The organism is Nocardia sp. CDC159, assembly GCF_023740735.1.
Lineage (GTDB): Bacteria > Actinomycetota > Actinomycetes > Mycobacteriales > Mycobacteriaceae > Nocardia > Nocardia pulmonis.
In genome coordinates, this window is sequence record NZ_JAMRXH010000024.1 from 31,239 (window position 1) to 48,609 (window position 17,371).

At 68.3% G+C, this 17,371-nt stretch carries 15 protein-coding genes and 1 tRNA gene; 10 read left to right on the forward strand and 6 right to left on the reverse strand.

The features are described 5' to 3' along the window. The 3 genes from NDR87_RS34065 to NDR87_RS34075 all read left to right on the forward strand — a co-directional run. Positions 1-1,412, forward strand: a 1,412-nt coding sequence (locus NDR87_RS34065; protein ID WP_251941293.1) for an ABC transporter ATP-binding protein, incomplete at its 5' end; no start/stop codon positions are given. Further along, positions 1,366-3,258, forward strand: coding sequence for an ABC transporter ATP-binding protein (locus tag NDR87_RS34070; RefSeq protein ID WP_251918029.1), 1,893 nt, complete (start codon positions 1,366-1,368; stop codon positions 3,256-3,258). The genes NDR87_RS34065 and NDR87_RS34070, both read left to right, overlap by 47 nt. Before the next feature lie 185 nt (positions 3,259-3,443). Beyond that, positions 3,444-3,959: a putative glycolipid-binding domain-containing protein gene (locus tag NDR87_RS34075; protein ID WP_251918085.1), complete on the forward strand. Its 516-nt coding sequence runs from the start codon at positions 3,444-3,446 to the stop codon at positions 3,957-3,959. Here the strand turns inward: NDR87_RS34075 and NDR87_RS34080 are convergent. Beyond that, positions 3,932-4,516, reverse strand: coding sequence for a hypothetical protein (locus NDR87_RS34080; protein ID WP_251918030.1), 585 nt, complete (start codon positions 4,514-4,516; stop codon positions 3,932-3,934). The two genes, NDR87_RS34075 and NDR87_RS34080, sit on opposite strands and share 28 nt — an antisense overlap. A gap of 205 nt (positions 4,517-4,721) precedes the next feature. Next, positions 4,722-5,663, reverse strand: a complete 942-nt coding sequence (locus NDR87_RS34085) for a prephenate dehydrogenase (protein WP_251918031.1) — start codon at positions 5,661-5,663, stop codon at positions 4,722-4,724. Between the two features lie 58 nt (positions 5,664-5,721). On the opposite strand from NDR87_RS34085, the gene NDR87_RS34090 reads away from it, so the two are divergent. The 3 genes from NDR87_RS34090 (at position 5,722) to NDR87_RS34100 (ending at position 6,875) form a co-directional block, all read left to right on the forward strand. Further along, positions 5,722-6,258: a tRNA adenosine deaminase-associated protein gene (locus tag NDR87_RS34090; RefSeq protein ID WP_251918032.1), complete on the forward strand. Its 537-nt coding sequence runs from the start codon at positions 5,722-5,724 to the stop codon at positions 6,256-6,258. Between the two features lie 4 nt (positions 6,259-6,262). Then, positions 6,263-6,718 carry a nucleoside deaminase gene (locus NDR87_RS34095; protein WP_251918033.1) on the forward strand — a complete coding sequence of 152 codons (456 nt, stop codon included), beginning with the start codon at positions 6,263-6,265 and terminating at the stop codon, positions 6,716-6,718. 66 nt (positions 6,719-6,784) lie between these two features. Next, positions 6,785-6,875: transfer RNA gene (locus NDR87_RS34100), tRNA-Ser, on the forward strand. Between the two features lie 511 nt (positions 6,876-7,386). Here NDR87_RS34100 and NDR87_RS34105 read toward each other — a convergent pair. Both NDR87_RS34105 and NDR87_RS34110 read right to left on the reverse strand, forming a co-directional pair. Then, positions 7,387-7,575, reverse strand: coding sequence for a DUF6374 family protein (locus NDR87_RS34105; RefSeq protein ID WP_251918034.1), 189 nt, complete (start codon positions 7,573-7,575; stop codon positions 7,387-7,389). Between the two features lie 42 nt (positions 7,576-7,617). Beyond that, on the reverse strand, positions 7,618-8,286 hold the full coding sequence (locus NDR87_RS34110) for a TetR/AcrR family transcriptional regulator (RefSeq protein ID WP_251918035.1): 669 nt from the start codon (positions 8,284-8,286) through the stop codon (positions 7,618-7,620). Between the two features lie 117 nt (positions 8,287-8,403). Here NDR87_RS34110 and NDR87_RS34115 point away from each other — a divergent pair, with 117 nt between their 5' ends. Together NDR87_RS34115 and NDR87_RS34120 are read left to right on the forward strand one after the other, a co-directional pair. Continuing rightward, on the forward strand, positions 8,404-10,212 hold the full coding sequence (locus tag NDR87_RS34115) for an FAD-dependent oxidoreductase (protein WP_251918036.1): 1,809 nt from the start codon (positions 8,404-8,406) through the stop codon (positions 10,210-10,212). Positions 10,213-10,254: 42 nt separating this feature from the next. Then, positions 10,255-11,190 carry an LLM class F420-dependent oxidoreductase gene (locus NDR87_RS34120; RefSeq protein WP_251918037.1) on the forward strand — a complete coding sequence of 312 codons (936 nt, stop codon included), beginning with the start codon at positions 10,255-10,257 and terminating at the stop codon, positions 11,188-11,190. Positions 11,191-11,250: 60 nt separating this feature from the next. Here NDR87_RS34120 and NDR87_RS34125 read toward each other — a convergent pair whose 3' ends face one another. Continuing rightward, positions 11,251-13,551: an MMPL family transporter gene (locus NDR87_RS34125; RefSeq protein WP_251918038.1), complete on the reverse strand. Its 2,301-nt coding sequence runs from the start codon at positions 13,549-13,551 to the stop codon at positions 11,251-11,253. 128 nt (positions 13,552-13,679) lie between these two features. Continuing rightward, positions 13,680-16,058: an MMPL family transporter gene (locus NDR87_RS34130; RefSeq protein WP_251918039.1), complete on the reverse strand. Its 2,379-nt coding sequence runs from the start codon at positions 16,056-16,058 to the stop codon at positions 13,680-13,682. Between the two features lie 205 nt (positions 16,059-16,263). Here NDR87_RS34130 and NDR87_RS34135 point away from each other — a divergent pair, with 205 nt between their 5' ends. Continuing rightward, positions 16,264-16,881 carry a TetR/AcrR family transcriptional regulator gene (locus NDR87_RS34135; RefSeq protein ID WP_251918040.1) on the forward strand — a complete coding sequence of 206 codons (618 nt, stop codon included), beginning with the start codon at positions 16,264-16,266 and terminating at the stop codon, positions 16,879-16,881. Continuing rightward, complete coding sequence (locus tag NDR87_RS34140; RefSeq protein WP_251918041.1) at positions 16,865-17,338, forward strand: Rrf2 family transcriptional regulator; 474 nt, start codon at positions 16,865-16,867, stop codon at positions 17,336-17,338. The genes NDR87_RS34135 and NDR87_RS34140 overlap by 17 nt, the downstream gene beginning before the upstream one ends. Positions 17,339-17,371: the final 33 nt, after the last annotated feature.

Genomic DNA, 17,371 nt, shown 5'->3' on the forward strand with positions numbered 1-17,371 from the left:
CCACGCTGCGAAGGTATTTCGCCTTCGTCGCGCCGTCGCTGGTATCGCTGGTCGGCGGTCTGCTGGCCGGCCTGGGGCTGCTGTTCGTGTTCAGCTGGCAGATCGGTCTGGTCCAGACGGTGATCGCGATTCCGCTGGTGCTGCTGTCGCTGCGGTTCGAGCAGCAGTACGGCCGCGCCTCGCGGCGGGCTCAGGACCAGTCGGGCGATCTGGCCACCACGGTCGAGGAATCGGCCCAGGGCATCCGGGTGCTGAAGGCGTTCGGTCGCGGGCCCTGGTTCGGGCGGCGATTCCGCGGCCAGGCCCTCGAACTGCAGCACCTCGAGATGGACAAGGTGCGGTTGGCCGCGCGGCTGTGGACCGCCCTGAACGTGCTGTCCGGCCTCGGTATCGCAGCGGCGCTGGCGATCGGCGGCTATCTGCTGGTCCATCAGGCGATGACGCTCGGCACGCTGGTCGCGGGCATCACCCTCGCGACATTTCTGCAGTGGCCGATCATGGGTTTGGGCTTCCTACTGGCGGAGTCGAACCACGCCCGCACGGCGGCCGAGCGGTACTGGGAGATCATCGACACCCCGGTCACCATCACCGATCCCGAGCGGCCGGTGCCGCTGCCGCGCACATTGCGCGGCGAATTGCGGTTCGACCACGTGCGTTTCCGCTTTCCGGACGCCGAACGCGATCTGCTGCAGGACGTTTCGCTGCGGATCCGACCGGGGGAGACGGTCGCGGTGGTCGGCGCCACCGGCAGCGGCAAATCCGCGCTGCTCGCCCTGGTGCCGCGGCTGTTCGACGTGAGCGCGGGCGCGGTGACCATCGATGGCGTGGATCTGCGCGAGGTGTCGCTGGCCGAACTGCGCACGGTGGTGTCGGTGGCCTTCGAGGATCCGGTGCTGTTCTCGGCGAGCGTGCGCGAGAACATCTCCCTCGGCTTCCCGGACGCCACGACCGAGCAGGTGCGCGCAGCCCTCGAGGTCGCCTGCGCCACCGAATTCGTCGACGAACTGCCGTGGGGACTGCGCACCCGGATCGGTGAGCAGGGCCTGAGCCTGTCCGGCGGCCAGCGGCAGCGCCTCGCGCTGGCGCGCGCGGTGCTCAACCGGCAGCGCCACGCGGGCGGGCACATCGTCGTGCTCGACGATCCGCTCTCGGCGCTGGATGTCGCCACCGAGGAGGTGGTGCAGGCCCGGCTGCATGCCGCGCTGGCGGGCGCGACCGTACTGCTGGTGGCCCACCGGCCCTCCACGGCCGCCTGGGCCGACCGGGTGGCCGTACTCGACGAGGGCCGCATCATCGCCGAGGGTCCGCACGAGCAACTGCTCGAAACCTGTTCGCGCTATCGGGAACTGATGGGAGGTGACATCGATGACGCAGGTGCAGCAAGTGAATTCGCCGCAGAAGGACGACGCTGAGGAGGAGTGGCGCGGCGTCGCCGCCGAGGAATCCGAGGCGACCGACGCGGTGAACCTGGCCCTGGCGGCCCGCTCGCGGCGGCTGCTGTGGTCGCTGGTGCGCCCGTACCGGATGGCCGCGCTGTGGTCGCTGGTGCTGATCGTGATCGACAACGCCGCCATGGTGTCCGCGCCGTTGTTCATCGCGCACGGACTCGATACGGGCGTGGGCCGGGCGATGGCGGGGGATTGGATGCCGCTGCTGGTGGCGGTCGGCGGGGCCACCGGCTGCGCGCTGCTCACCGGGGTCACCACCTTCCTGTTCGTCCGGGTGTCCGGGCGGCTCAGCCAGCAGGTGCTGTTCGACCTGCGCATGCGGGTGTTCACGCATGTGCAGCGGCTGTCGATCGCGTTCCACGAGAACTACACCTCCGGCAAGATCGTCGCGCGGCTGACCAGCGATCTGGAATCGCTCGAGGATCTGCTCGACCGGGCGCTGAACGACGCGCTGAGCGCGGTACTTTCGGTGGGCACCATCGCGGTCATCATGCTGTGGCTCGACATTCCGCTGGCGCTGGTGGTGCTGGCCGGATTCGCGCCACTGGTTTATGTCACGCGCTGGGCCCAGCGGCGGCAGCGGGCCGGATATCGTCGCACCCGCGGGGCGATCGCCAAGGTCGTCGTGCACTTCGTGGAGACGATGGGCGGCATTCGCGCGGTGCAGGCGTTCCGGCGGGAGCGGCGCAACGAGACCATCCTGTCCGGTGAGGATGCCGAATTCCGGGAGGCGAATGCCGCCGCGCTGCGGGGTATGGCCCACTACATCGGTCTGGTGCGGTTGATCAACAATGCCTCCACCGTGGTGATCCTGCTGGTCGGCGGGTGGCGAGTCATCCACGGTCACACCGAAATCGGTGTGCTGGCGGCGTTCCTGCTGTATCTGCGGCAGTTCTACGGTCCGCTGGACGAGCTCGCGCAGGTGTTCAACTCCTATCAGTCCGCGGCCGCGGCACTGGAGCGCGTTTCCGGGGTACTGGAGGAGCGGCCCACCGTGGCCGAGCCGGAGCACCCGCGGCGGCTCGAGCGCGCCCGGGGCGAACTTCGTTTGGCGGATGTGTATTTCGAGTATCCGCCGCGAAAGACGCAGGGCGACGGGGAAAGCGACGGCGAATCGGCGAAACGGCCGGTGCTGCCGCTGTTCTCGCTCGATATTCCGGCCGGTCAGGTGGTGGCTCTGGTCGGTGCCACCGGGGCCGGTAAGTCGACGCTGGCCAAGCTGATCGCGCGGTTCTACGATCCGTCCGGCGGCGCCGTCCGGCTCGACGGCATCGATCTGCGCGAGCTCTCCGATGCCGATCTGCGCCGCGCGGTCGCGATGGTGACCCAGGAGGCCTATCTGTTCTCCGGTTCGGTGGCCGACAACATCCGGCTCGGCAAACCCGAGGCGACCGACGCCGAGGTGCGGTCGGCGGCCCGCGCGGTCGGCCTGCACGAATTCGTCCTGTCGCTGCCGGAGGGTTATGAGACCGACGTGCGCAAGCGCGGTGGCCGCCTGTCGGCGGGGCAGCGGCAACTGGTCGCGTTCGCCCGGGTCTTCCTGGCCGATCCGGCGGTGATCGTGCTGGACGAGGCCACCTCCAGCCTCGACATCCCCGGCGAGCGGCAGGTGCAGCGGGCGCTGGAGACCGTGCTGCGCGAGCGGACCGCGGTGATCATCGCGCACCGGCTGTCCACCGTGGCGATTGCCGACCGTGTGCTGGTGCTCGATGGCGGTCGCATCGTCGAGGACGGCAGTCCCGCCGAACTGATCGCCGCCACCGGTCGTTTCGCCACCCTGCACACGGCGTGGCGGGAATCGCTGGTGTAGCGGAGATGGATGTGAGCAAGGCGCTGCTCTCCGGACGGCCGGCCGTCGCCTACGGTAGAGGGGTGAGCAACCCAGCCCAGGGCAATTCGGCGGCCGCCCCGGAGAGCGGTGCAGGCGTGGACACGACGACCGAGGCGTCGCGCTGGCCGGCGATTCTCACCTGGCGGGCGCACAACGCGTCGCGCATGGAATCGGTGCGAGTCATCCTGACCGGCAACCGAATTCGCGCCTCCGGCCGCATGATCGCGGGCGAATGCGAGGACCACCCCGCCTTCAGCGCGTCCTACGACCTGATCACCGACGAGAACGGCATCACCAAGCGCCTGTCGCTGCGCAGCACGGTCGCCTCCGGCGAGCGCCACGCCTCCATCGCCCGCGACCAGGAAAACTACTGGCTGATAGACGCGGGCGGCACCCACGTCCGCTCCACCTTCGGCGGCGCCCTGGACGTGGACGTCGTCCTCAGCCCCTTCTTCAACACCCTCCCGATCCGCCGCTACGGCCTGGCCCACGCCACCGAGGACATCCACGTCCCCGTCGTCTACGTCCGCCTACCCGACCTCCTGGTCCAGGAAGCCAGCCTCACCTACTCCAGCGGCCCCGACGGCATCCACGTACTGTCCCCGGTATCCAGCGCCACGGTCACCGTCGACTCGGACGGTTTCGTCCTCGACTATCCAGGACTGGCCGAGCGGATCTGAGCGCCGCCGGGTTCGCCGGTTCCCGGGGATAGCCATTGCTGATCTCCGGGCGGCAGCTCGCCGGTTGTGACGCCGAGATCCCTACGGGCGCAGGCATAGAACTCGTTTCGCCGACGCCCCATCTCCGCATTCCGCCGCAGGTAGTCCGCCTGTTCGAAGACGACCTGCCCCTTGGCCGCCCAACCGAGCTCCCATGCCGCCCGGTTCCAGGCGCGGGCTGCCGCGACTGCCTCGGGAGAACCGAGCAACAAGACGGTCTCCCACTTCACGGTCTTCTCCGCCTCCGCCGCGGCCAGCTCCTGCAGCCCGCCCTCGAGATCGATCGGCTGAGCCACGGCCGGATAGCCCCGTGCCGCCGCCAACCGATACGACACCTGCACATACTGCTTCAGCGCGTTCGCATACTCGCTATACGCCACCAGCCGCTTGTCATCCCACCGAACATCCTGACTCCGCTGCCATTTCCCCCGCTCGATCAGGGTGGTCACCGTAAACGTCGAGGCCCCACCCAAGACTACGGCCGCCAGCGTAATGAGCTGCTGTACCACGGGATTCACCAGTCGATTCTGAGGCAACCGGGGCCCGTTGGGCCACGGTTCACCGTCCCCATCGGCCCGTCCCTCGAGCTGTCTTCTTTCGCCCGGCCAGCCGTCAACTCCTGCCCGGCTGGCCCCTCGTTTCCCGCTCGGGTTGGCCTGGCCTCTCATTTCGCCGTTCAGGCGCGCCAGCGCCTGGACGGGGCTCACGCGAACGCGTTGTCGTTCAGGTGAGGTCGCGGATCACTCCGCCGCGTTGTCCCGCCTCGCGCAGTCGTTCGAGCCAGTCGTGGTCGCCGGGGTGGATGTCGGTGATGTCCCAGCGTTGCAGGGTGTCGTAGCGAACGCGTTCGCTGTAGCCCGCGTCGATCAGGTTGCCGAGGGTGCCGTTGGTGGTGAGGTGGTCGCGGGCGTCGCTTAGTAGGCGGAGGGTGTCGTCGAGGGCCTCGCGCAGGGCCGTGGCGTTCGGCTCGCAGATGGCTCGGACCAGGTCGGGGGCGGTGGCGGCGACGCGGGTGCCGTCGCGGAAGGAGCCCGCGGCCAGGCCGAGGGCCAGGTCGCCCCCGCCCGCGCCCGCGACCGCCAGGGCCTCGGCCAGGACGTGCGGCAGATGTGAGATGCGCGCGACCGCGCGGTCGTGTTCGGCGGCGACCACCGGGACCACGACCGAGCCGCAGTCCAATGCCAGCCGGACCACCCGCGTCCACGGGTCGACGTGGCTGCCCGGATCGACGCCGACCGCCCAGGCCGCACCCCGGAACAGATCCGCGGTGGATGCGGCCCAACCCGATTCGGCGGTGCCCGCCATCGGATGCCCGCCCACGTACCGGGCGTCGAGCTCATGTTTGCGGACGGCCGCGGCCACCGGCGCTTTCACGCTGATCACATCGGTGAGCGGGCAATCGGGCGCGAACTCCCGCACATCCGACAGGATCGAGTCCAGCGCGGGCATCGGCACGCCGATCACGATCAGCGCGTCCGCCGCGGCGGCGCGCCGGAGCACGGCCGCGATATCGCCGTCGACATCGAAGCCGTCGGCCCGCGCGGCCCGCGCTCCCGTCTCGGAACGGTTGTACCCCCAGGTCTCATACCCGGCCGCCGCGGCGGCGCGCAGCACCGATCCGCCGATCAAGCCGGTCCCCAGCACGCACACCGACGACTTTTTCACCCGACCAGATTCGCATACGACTTCAACATTTCCGCCCAAGCGGACTACCGTTGCGGCCATGGCACAGCGCTCGAGCACCAACAGGGCGGCGTCGGACGATTTCGACGACGTGGAAGGGTTCGCCGTGGCGGTTGTCCGCGAGGAAAGCAAATGGCGATGCACTCCGCTCAGCCCAGCAGCACTGACCAGTCTGTCCGCGGCCGAAAACGAGCTGCGCGCGCTGCGCAGCACCGGCGCGGTGTTCGGTCTGCTCGATGTCGACGACGAGTTCTTCATCGTGCTGCGGCCCGCCCCCACGGGTTCGCGCCTGCTGCTCTCGGACGCCACGGCCGCCATCGACTACGACATCGCCGCCGAAGTGCTCGATGCGCTGAACGTCGAGATCCCGGACATCGACCCTGACGAACTCGACGAGATCGAACCCTGGGAGGAGGGTGATCTGGGCGTGCTGGCCGACCTCGGCCTGCCCGAACCGGTGCTCAGCGTGATCCTGGCCGAGACGGACCTCTACCCGGACGAGCAGCTCGGCATGATCGCCCAGCGCCTCGGCTTCGCCAACGAACTCGCCGCGGTCCTGGACAAGCTTCCGCGCTGACCCGGTGCTCTCCGACGAGGATCTGATCCGCGCGGCCCTGTCGGCGGCCGCGGCCGCCGACCCCCGCGACGTACCCGTGGGCGCGGTCGTCTTCGACGCCTCCGGTCGTGAGCTGGCGCGTGCCGCCAACGCCCGCGAGGCCACCGGCGACCCCACCGCCCACGCCGAAATCCTGGCCCTGCGCCGCGCGGCCCAGGTCCACGGCGACGGCTGGCGCCTGACCGGCGCCACCCTCGCGGTAACCCTGGAACCCTGCACGATGTGTGCGGGCGCCCTCGTCCTCGCCCGCGTCGACCGCCTCGTCTTCGGCGCCTGGGAGCCCAAGACCGGCGCCGTAGGCTCCCTCTGGGACGTAGTCCGTGACCGACGTCTCAACCACCGCCCTCAGGTCCGCGGCGGCGTCCTCGAATCCGCCTGCGCCGCAACCCTGGACACCTTCTTCCGCACCCACCGCCCATAACTCCCCATCCGCCCCCCCTTCCAGCCGATTTCGAGATCCACGGGTCGTTCCGGTAAAGTCACCTGCGGTGGCGTGTCCGAGCGGCCTAAGGAGCACGCCTCGAAAGCGTGTGTGGGGTAACCCCCCACCGAGGGTTCAAATCCCTCCGCCACCGCCAAAGCCCCTCACCTGAATTGCCAGGTGAGGGGCTTTTTCTATGCCGCGGAACCGCCTTCCCGGCGGTTTGGACTCACTCGCAGAACGTCGGGCCCTGGTTGAGGTGGATCACGCGCAGGACAGTGCACATGGCCTGCTTCTGAATCTCCGCCGAGCCGCTGGCCGATCCGGTGGCGCCGTCCATGGGCGGTCCGGCCTGGGCGGGGGCGGCGGTCAGGAGGGCCGTGGCGGTCAGGAGGGCGGCGGCGAGGGGCGGGAGAGTCGGAGCATCGTGAAATCGCCTTTTCTGGAACGGTTTTCGGTGTGTTGTGCTTTCCGATTTGTCTGATCGGGAACCGTTCCGGACTTGTTAACTTCGATCTTGTCGCCGCCGCTCCCGCCCCTCGCCCGCTCGGGAAGTGTGGGGCAGTTCGACGGGTGAGGGGCGGGGCGGTCCTCCACATCGAGCCTCCGATCCACTCGTACGCGGGCTGCGGTGTGGCCGTCGGTGATCGGGGCTCGTGGGCGGCGGGTCAGGCGACTTCGGAGTTTCGGTGTTCGGTGAGTTCGGTGAAGATTCGTAGGCCCTCGGCGACCTTGCCGGAGAGGATGTTGAGTTGTTCGGGGTTCAGGGGGTCGCTGGTGGCTGCGGCGGAGGCGAGGCGGTCGCGGACCTGCTCCAGCCACAGTTGCGCGAACTGGATGTGGCGGTCGAGAGGCATGCGTCGACCCTACCGGAATTCGAACATCAGTTCGAGTATTGACTAGTCGCGATTTTCGGTCATCTCGCCCGCGTAGAGCGCACGCAGGCCCGCGGCGGCGAGGGCGGTGCAGTGCTCGACGAGGTCGGTCATGGGCAGGGTGAGATGACCCTCCTGTTTCTCGGTGATCACCTGTTGCAGCATCCCGACCACGGCGTGGGAGTAGACCTCGACCGTGGCGGCGGGCGCGGCGTCGGGGCGGGCCCGGCGGGCGGTCTCGGCGACCAATGCGGCGAAGCGGCGCAACGATTCCCGCATATGGCCCTCGGCCTGGGCGCTCGCCGGTTCGGCGAAGACGATGCGCAGTTTCCGCCGGTCGGCGGCCAGGGCCTCCAGAAAGGTGCCGATTCCGGCACGCAACTTCCGGTCGCCCGCGGCCGGTTCCGCCGCGACCGCCGCCGCGACCGCCTCGAACAATTCGGCCACCACCGCGTCGAACACCGTCACGAACAGTTCCCTTGTGCCCGCGAAGGATTCGTAGAAGTACCGATCGGTGAGCCCGGCCGCGCGGCAGATGTCCTTGACCCCCGTGGACAGCACGCCCCGGGTGCCGAACAGCTCGAAACCGGCGCGCAGCAGCTGCTCGCGGCGGGCCGCCATGCGCGCTTCGGCATCGATGCCGCCGTAGCGGCGGCTGGGTCGGCGGCGTGGGCCGTCGGCGGGTTCGGGCACCCGGTTCTCCCTTCGATCTCGGTGATCGGTACTCGTCGCCGCCATTATCGCGCGCGCGGACCTCACCTCTGGTAAATATGACTATCGCAATCGTCAGATTTGGAAGAGGCGGTCGGGGTGACGAAAGAGCTCGGGGGACAATCGGTTTCGCGGCGCACGCTATTGCGCGGGGCGGCCGCGGCGGGAGCGCTCGGATTGACGAGCGGCGCAACCGCCCAGGCCGCGCCGCTGTCGGGGGAGCGACGGCGCAACGGCCCGTCGCGAAACCGGGTCGCGGTGCTGGGCGCGGGCATCGGCGGTCTCACGGCCGCACACGAACTGGCCGAACGTGGTTTCGACGTCACGGTTTTCGATCGCAAGGAACTCGGCGGCAAGTCCCGCACCATCGGCCTGCCCGGCACCGCCACCGGCGGTCGCGCCCCGCTGCCGGGCGAGCACGGCGCCCGCGGTTTCACCTCGTTCTACCACCATGTACACGACACCATGCGCCGAATCCCGTTCCGGGGTAATGCCAATGGCGTCTACGACAACCTGGCGCCGTTCTCGGTCGGCGATCCGCGCTATCCGCGCGCGAACAATCTGCCCGACGGCTTCCCGCTCATGTTCGGGTTCTACTTCGACCCCAAGGAACTGCTCACCCCGCAGGGCTGGCAGCGGGTGCTGGTGGAGATGTTCACCCGGGATCGCGCCGTGCCGATACCTGAGGCCGTGTACCTGGCGAGCCGCCTCGTCGCGTATCTGACCTCCAGCGAGGAACGCCGCTTCGGCCAGTGGGAGCACATCGCGTGGTGGGATTTCGTCGGCGCCGCAACGCGTTCCGCGGAATACCGCAGCCTGGCCGCGACCGGGCTCACCCGTGCCCTGGTGGCCGCGAAGGAGACCGTGGCCAGTGTGCGCTCGATCGGGAATATGGCCGAGGCGTTCCTGATCGCGCTGCTGGCCGAGGCGACCGGCGGGCCGAAGGTCTACGAGGTTCTCAACGGCCCGACCAACGAGGTGTGGCTGGATCCGTGGATCGACCTGCTGCGCGGACTGGGCGTGCGGTTCCACACCGGTCATGAGGTCCAGGGCTTCGACCTCGACGGCGGCAGCGTCTCCGGCGTGCGCATCGGCCGTCCGGGCGGCGGGGTCGCGCGGATCGAGGCCGACTGGTACGTGTGCGCGGTGCCGACCGACCGCGCCCGCGGCCTGTGGTCGGCGCAGATGCGGCAGGCGGATCCCGCGCTGGCCGCGATGGACGGGCTGTTCGTGGACTGGATGAACGGCTTACAGCTGTTCGTCACCCAACGCCTCGACCTCGGCCGCGGCTACAACATCTACCTCGACTCGCCCTGGCGGCTGACCTCCTACACCCAGAAGGCGTTCTGGCCGGGCGACTATTCGGCCCGGTACGGCAACGGCAGCGTCGTGGACGGCCTGACCATCGACATCGCCGACTGGGATACCCCGGGCATCCTCTACGGCAAGCCCGCCCGATACTGCACCCGCGCGGAGATCTACCAGGAGACCTGGGCGCAGCTGACCGCCGCGCTCAACGACGACGGCGGTGTGCGACTGCCAGAGGGCATCGTGGCCGACTGGATGCTCGATCCGGGTATCACCTGGTCGGGTGCGGAGAATCACAACGACGAGCCGCTGCTGGTCAACACCATCGGCTCGTGGGAGAAGCGGCCGACGGCGACCACCCGGATCCCGAATCTTTTCCTGGCCGCCGACTATGTCCAGACCGATTTCGACCTGGCGACCATGGAGGGCGCCAACGAGGCGGCCCGCCGCGCGACCAATGCGATCCTGGACGTCTCGGGCTCCGCGGCCCCGCGGGCGCAGCTGTTCACTCGCGCGACCATCCCGGCCCTGGAACCCCTGCGCCGGGCCGATGCCGCCCGGTATCGGGCCGGTCAGCCGAACCTGTTCGATATCGGGTGACCTGACGCCGGACGAAATCATCCCAGGACTACGGTGGTCGATGTGGAACTACGGATCTTCACCGAACCCCAGCAAGGCGCAACCTACGACGACCTCCTGCGGGTCGCGAAGACGACCGAGGACGCGGGATTCGATGCGTTCTTCCGCTCCGACCACTACCTGAAGATGGGTGACGTGTCCGGACTGCCCGGTCCGACCGACGCCTGGGTGACGCTGGCGGGCCTGGCCCGCGAGACCTCCCGGATTCGGCTGGGCACGCTGGTCACCGCCGCCACCTTCCGGCATCCGTCGGTGCTGGCCATCTCGGTGGCGCAGGTCGACCAGATGTCCGGTGGCCGAGTCGATTTCGGCTTCGGCTCGGGCTGGTTCGACGCCGAGCACACCGCGTACGGCATCCCGCTGTACGAGGTGAAGGAGCGGTTCGATCGCTACGCCGAGCAGTTGGAGATCATCACCGGGCTGTGGGAGACGCCGGAGGGTGCGACCTTCTCCTACCGCGGTAAGCATTTCGAGCTGGTCGACGCGCCCGGACTGCCCAAGCCCGCGCAGCGGCCGCGCCCGCCGGTGATCATCGGCGGTGGCGGTAAGAAGCGCACCCCCGCGCTGGCCGCCCGCTTCGCGCAGGAGTTCAACCTGCCCTTCGTCGATTCCGGCACGGCGGCAGCGCAATTCGAGCGGGTGGCCGCCGCCGCGCGCGAGATCGGCCGCGACCCGAACGAGATCGTCCGTTCGGCCGCCCAGGTGCTGTGCGTGGGCCGCGACGACGCCGAGGTGGCCCGCCGCGCGGCCGCGATCGGCCGCGAGGTCGACGAGTTGAAGCAGAACGGGCTGGCGGGTACGCCGGGCGAGGTGGTCGAGAAGATCGGAAAGTACCGCGAGGCAACGGGAATCACCCGCATGTACCTGCAGGTGCTCGATCTGGCGGACCTCGACCACCTGGAGCTGGTGGCCGCCGAGGTCGCGCCGAAGCTGGACTGAGCCCGGGAGAAGAGTGGCCCCGCGGCCTGGAACGGGCGCGGGGCCAGTCGCTTTCACGGATCAGCCGACCCAGAGCGGCTCCGCAGTGCGCTGGGAACGCAGCTCCCGCAACCGGGCCCCCTCCACGTCGATATCCGGCACGATCCGGCTCAACCACCCCGGCATCCACCACGCCGCTCTGCCCATCAGCACCAGCAGCGAGGGTATGAGCACCATGCGCACCAGGAAGGCGTCGAACAGCACACCGGCGGCCAGGGCGAAGCCCATGGACTTGGCCGTCGCATCGGATTCCAGCAAAAACGACCCGAAGACGGAGATCATGATGATCGCCGCGGAGGTGACCACCCGTGCGCCGTGGTGATAACCCCGGATCATGGCCTCGGTCGGGGGCCGGCCGTGCACGAACTCCTCGCGCATGCGCGTCACCAGGAACACCTGATAGTCCATCGCGAGTCCGAATACCAAGCCGATCAACATGATCGGCAGGAAGCTCACGATCGGTCGCGGTTCGTCGATCAGCCCGAACTTGCCCTCCTGGAAGATCAGCACGGTCGCGCCGAAGGTCGCCGCCATGGACAGCAGAAAGCCCAGCGCCGCGGTCAACGGCACCAGCACCGACCGGAACACCGCGATCAACAGCAGGAACGCCGCGCCCGCGACGATCGCCAGATACGGCACGATCTTGCTCAGCAGCGCGTGATCGACGTCGGCGTAGATCGCGGTGAGACCCGTTATGCCGTAACTGATTCCGTACCGATCCCGCAGCCCGGCCTCGGCGTCGCGGGCATCGCGCACCAGATCCTTGGTCTGCTGGTCGTTCGGCCCGGTGGTGGGGACCGCCATCAGCAGCGCGCCCTCGCCGTCCTGGCTGAACTGGGGTGCGGTCACATAGTCCATGCCCGAATATCCGGCGAGTTCGTCCCGCAGAGCATTCACCGCCGCCGGGCGCTGGTCGGGCGCCACCTTGCCGAGCTCCGCGACGACCTGCAGCTTGCCGTTGGCGCCCTCGCCGAAGCCCGCAGTCTGCAGATCGTAGGCCTTGCGGATGGTCGAGGTCTTGGGCTGGCTGTCCTCGCCGGGCAGGCCCAGTTGTAGATGCAGCGCGGGCGCGGCCAGCAGCCCGAGCACCACGATGCTCAGAATCAGCGTCAGCGCCGGGGCGCGTCCGATCACCCGCGCGACGCGCATACCGTTGGTGACGAACGTGTCGTCCTCGGGATCGTGCTGCGCGATCACCGGCAGCTTCGGCTTGAACAGCCACTTTCCGAAGGCGCCCAGCAGCGCGGGCATCAACGTGATCGCCGTCAGCACCGCGAACGCCGCCGCGATCGCCCCGCCCAGCCCCATGAAGGTGAGGAAGCGGATGTTCACGATGGCCAATCCGACCAGCGCGATGATCACCGTCGCCCCGGCGAACACGACGGCCGAGCCCGCGGTCCCCAGCGCCGTCCCCGCGGCCTCCTCGGGTGAATCCCGCACGGCCAGTTCGTGTTTGTAGCGCGAGACGATGAACAACGCGTAGTCGATCGACAGCGCGATACCGATCATCGAGGCCAGGAAGGTGGTGAAGCTGGGCACCGACAGGAACGAGGTGCCCAGGAAGATCACCGAGGTCGCCGCGCCCAGGCCGACCAGCGCGGTGACGATCGGCACGAACGCGGCCACGATGGCGCCGAAGGCCACGATCATCACCACCAGCGCGACCGCCATGCCGATCAGCTCGGCCTTACCGCTGGGCTGGGTCTGTTCCATGGCGACGCTGCCGCTGAGCTCGACGGTCAGCCCGGCGCGGCGGGCCTCGTCGGCGACGTCGTAGGCGGCCTTGCGATCGGCGGCGGTGACGGCGGTGATCTCCTTGATGGTGAACGGAACGCTCAGCACCGCAACCGCATCCGGATCGGTCTTGTTCAGCACGTTCAACGGCGCGCTGCTGCATCGGGAGGTGAACTCGCTCGCCGCGCGGTCACCGCTCACGCATCCCATTTCCTCGGCCGCGGCGACGGGATCGACCAGCGGTTTCGAATGGTCCACGATGTCCAGCCGGTTCAGCCTGCCGATCAGCCCCTGAACGGCCGCGTGATTGCCCGGATCGGTCAGCTGCTGCCCGGCCGGGGCGGCGATGACGTAGGTGCCGGTGACCGCGCCGAACTGTAGCGACTGCGACATGCCCGGGAAGTGCCGGTCCAGGATCTCGGTCGCCCGCTCCGACGGCAGGTTGGGAATGGTGAAGTCGTCGGTCATCGGCTTCTTCAGCTGTGCGCCGAGACCGCCCAGGATCAGGAACAGCAGCACCCAGACGGGCAGCACGATCCATTTGCGCCGGAACGCGAACTTCCCCCACCGGTACAGATAGACGGACACGATCGTCTCCTAGCGGTCGCGGAATCGAGCCTGGAGAACATCACGTCCGAGTCTGCTGGTTAGTTGCTACAAGATCAAGACAAAGCTGGTCCTCCCTTCCCGGGTTCCGGGAAGGGAGGACCTCGGCCTCAGCCGACCGGGATCGGGTCGCGCTTTTCGGCCTCGTCGCGGGCGCGTTGCTGCAACTCGCGCAGCTTGCTGCCCTCGACATCGATATCGGGCAGGATCCGATCCAGCCACTTGGGAATCCACCACGACCACTTGCCCATCAGGACCAGCAGCGACGGAATCAGCACCATCCGGACCACGAACGCGTCCAGCAGCACACCGGCCGCCAGTGCGAAGCCCATCGACTTCGCGGTCACATCGTCCTCGAGAATGAAGCCGCCGAATACCGAGATCATGATGATCGCCGCCGAGGTGACCACGCGCGCGCCGTGGTGATAGCCGCTGACCACGGCCTCCTTGGGCGATTTGCCGTGCATGTACTCCTCGCGCATGCGCGTCACCAGGAACACCTGATAGTCCATGGCCAGGCCGAAGACCAAGCCGATCAACATGATCGGCAGGAAGCTGACCAGCGGATGCGGATCCTCGATCAGGCCGAGCTTGCCCTGCTGGAAGATCAGCACGGTCGCGCCGAAGGTGGCCGCCATGGAGAGCAGGAAGCCCAGCGCGGCGGTCAGCGGCACCAGAATCGAGCGGAACACCAGCACCAGCAGGACGAATGCGGCGGCCGCCACGATCGCCATATACGGGGCGATCTTGCTGAGCAGCGCGTTCGACACATCGGCGTAGATGGCCGTGGTGCCGGTGATGCCGTATTCCATGCCGTACTTGGACTTGAACTCACCCTCGGCATCGCGCGCGTGCTGGACCAGGTCCTGGGTGGCGGTGTTGTTCGGACCCGACTTCGGCACGGCCATCAGCTGTGCGCCGGTGCTGTGCTCGAAGTCGTTCGCCATGGTCTGCGGGTCGGACCTGTTGGTCTTCGCCGCGGTGACGTAGTCCATGCCGTCATAGGAACCCAGCTTCTCGCGCAGCGCGTCGACCGCCGCCTGCCGTTGCGCCGGAACGACATTGCTCAGATCCGCGACGACGGTCAGAATGCCGTTGCTGCCCTCGCCGAATCCGGCCGTGCGCAGGTCGTAGGCCTTGCGGACGGTCGAGGTCTTGGGCTGGCTGTCGTCGCCGGGCAGGCCCAGGCTCAGCTTCGCCGCGGGCGCGGCCAGCGCACCGAGGACCAGGATGCTCAGGATCAGCGTCACCGCGGGGAAGCGGCCGATCAGGCGGCCGAACCGCATACCGTTGGTGACCGAGTTCTCGTCCTCGGGATCGTGCTTGGCGACCAGCGGCAGCTTCGGCTTGAACAGGTACTTGCCGAACGCGCCCATCAGCGCGGGCAGCAGCGTCAGCGCCACCAGGATGGCGAAGGCCGCCGCGATCGCGCCGCCCAGACCCATCCAGGTCAGGAAGTTGATCCGCACGATGCTCAGCCCGCACAGCGCGATGATCACGGTCATGCCCGCGAACACCACGGCCGAGCCGGCGGTGCCGATGGCGATGCCCGCGGCCTCCTCCGGCGAATCCTGTACGGCCAGTTCGTGTTTGTAGCGCGAGACGATGAACAGCGCGTAGTCGATCGACAGCGCGATGCCGATCATCGACGCCAGGATCATGGTGAAGCTGGGGATTTCGATGGCCGAGGTGCCCATCATGATCAGCGCGGAGGCGGCGCCCACGCCCACCACGCCGGTGAGGATCGGCACGAATGCGGCGATCAGCGCACCGAACGCGACCATCATCACGATGAAGGCGACCGCGTAGCCGATCATCTCGGCCTTACCGCTCGAGGCCATCTGCTTCATCGCGATGGTGCCGCTGAGCTCGACCGTGAGTCCGGCGTTGCGGGCGTCGTCGGCGACGTCGTACGCCTCGTCCCGCTGCGCGGCGGTGACATCGGTGAACTTCGCGATCTTGAACGGCACCTGCACGAAGGCCACGGTGTCCGGCGCGGCCGAGCCCTTGCCCAGCACGTTCAGTGGCGCGAGGCTGCAGCGCGAGGGGAAGGCCGGATCGTTGCGATCGCCGGTGAGACAGCCCATCGCCGCGGTCGCGTCGATCGGATTCACCACCACCCCGCCCGGCTGCTGCGGGGGCTTCTTGCTTTGATCGACCATCTCGAGCCCGTTGAGCTTGTGCACCAGGGCCTCGACCGCGGCCCTGTTGGCCGGATCGGTGAGCTTCTGCCCGGCGGGTGCGCCGATCACGTATGTGCCGGTCACGGCGTCGAATTTGAAGGCCGCCGAGGCGCCCGGGAACTGCTTGTCCAGGATGTCGGTCGCACGCTGGGACGGCAGGTTCGGCATGTTGAAGTCGTCGGTGGTCGGCTTCTTCAGGCTCACGCCGAGGCCGCCCAGTACCAGGAACGCGAGCAGCCAGATCGGTAGTACCAGCCATTTCCGGCGGAAGGCGAATCTGCCCCACCGATAGAGGTATACGGACACGCGGGGATCTCCTAGCGATTGCCGGGTCGTGTGCTGAATTCGGGCGTCGCAGACAGCACTTCGCGGCCGCCCTGCACGCGGTCCGCCTCCAATTACGCTTTCTGCCTACCGTGCGGTAGGTAGACTACCGAGCGGTAAGCGGAGGAACAACCTCTGCTCTTGGGCTGTGGTTTGTTGTGTGACAGGGTGATGAGAGGATCGTCGAATGAGCGTCCGAAGTGCTTCCGGAACCGTTGCCGCAGGTGGGGGTACCAAGGATGCGATACGCGAGGCCGCGGTCAAACTCTTTTCGAGTAAAGGATTCGATCAGACGAGCCTGCGCGAGGTCGCGGATGCGGTAGGAATCACAAAAGCGTCGCTCTACTATCACTACGCCTCGAAGCTGGATCTGCTCCTGGCGATCATCGAACCGATCTTCGACGATCTGCAGGCGGTCGTGGACGCGGCCGAGGAGATTCCCTACGGATCGGATGCCGTGCGCGAGGTACTCACCCGCCAGCTCCGCACGCTGCTGCGGCATCGCACCGCGGGCGCGATGTGCGTGCGGGATATGGTCGCGATCATCAACGCCATCGGCAACCGCTACCCGGACATGGTCGACATGCATCGGCGGCTGTGCTCGTGGCTGGCCGGTCCGGACGCTTCCGACGAGGGCCTGCTGCGAGCCAGCGCGGCTCTGGAGGTGCTGGGCACGGTGCTGTGGTCGAAGGAGCTGGTGCCCGTTGCCGGTGACGAGTTGATCGAGCGGGTGTTGCTGGATGCCGCGCTCGGTGTGCTGGCCACCGGCGACGAGGTCGGGGGCCGCCGTGCACATCTCGGCTAGGGTCGACTACGCCGTCCGGGTACTGCTGGAAATCGCTCGCGCCCAGCCGAATTCGGTGAAGGCCGATGCCATCGCCAGCGCTCAGGGCATACCACCCAAGATCCTCGAATCGGCCGCGGCCGAACTGCGCCGGGCCGGACTGGTGACCAGCCGCCGCGGACCCGACGGCGGCTACCGGCTGGCGCGGCCCGCCGCCGAGATCAGCATCGCCGATGTGATCCGCGCGGTGGAGGGTCCGCTCGCCTCGGTGCGCGGGGAGCGGCCGGAGGACGTGACCTACTCGGGTGCGGCCGAGCCGCTGCAGCGGGTGTGGATCGCGCTGCGGGTGAACATTCGCGCGGTGCTCGAGCAGGTGTCCATCGCCGATATCGCCTGGGACAAGCTGCCGGATTTCGTCGCGGATCTGGTCACCGATCCGGGCGCCTGGTCGCGGCGGCCGGTTCCGGAAGGCCCCTGAGACCGACCGCCCGGACGGAAATTCTGGCGGCGC

Bases quoted from the DNA above. Each gene is read 5' to 3' on its own strand.
- NDR87_RS34070 (WP_251918029.1), top strand. From the start codon at position 1,366: ATGACGCAGGTGCAGCAAGTGAATTCGCCGCAGAAGGACGACGCTGAG.
- NDR87_RS34075 (WP_251918085.1), top strand. From the start codon at position 3,444: ATGGAATCGGTGCGAGTCATCCTGACCGGCAACCGAATTCGCGCCTCC.
- NDR87_RS34090 (WP_251918032.1), top strand. From the start codon at position 5,722: ATGGCACAGCGCTCGAGCACCAACAGGGCGGCGTCGGACGATTTCGAC.
- NDR87_RS34105 (WP_251918034.1), bottom strand. From the start codon at position 7,575: ATGCCTCTCGACCGCCACATCCAGTTCGCGCAACTGTGGCTGGAGCAG.
- NDR87_RS34135 (WP_251918040.1), top strand. From the start codon at position 16,264: ATGAGCGTCCGAAGTGCTTCCGGAACCGTTGCCGCAGGTGGGGGTACC.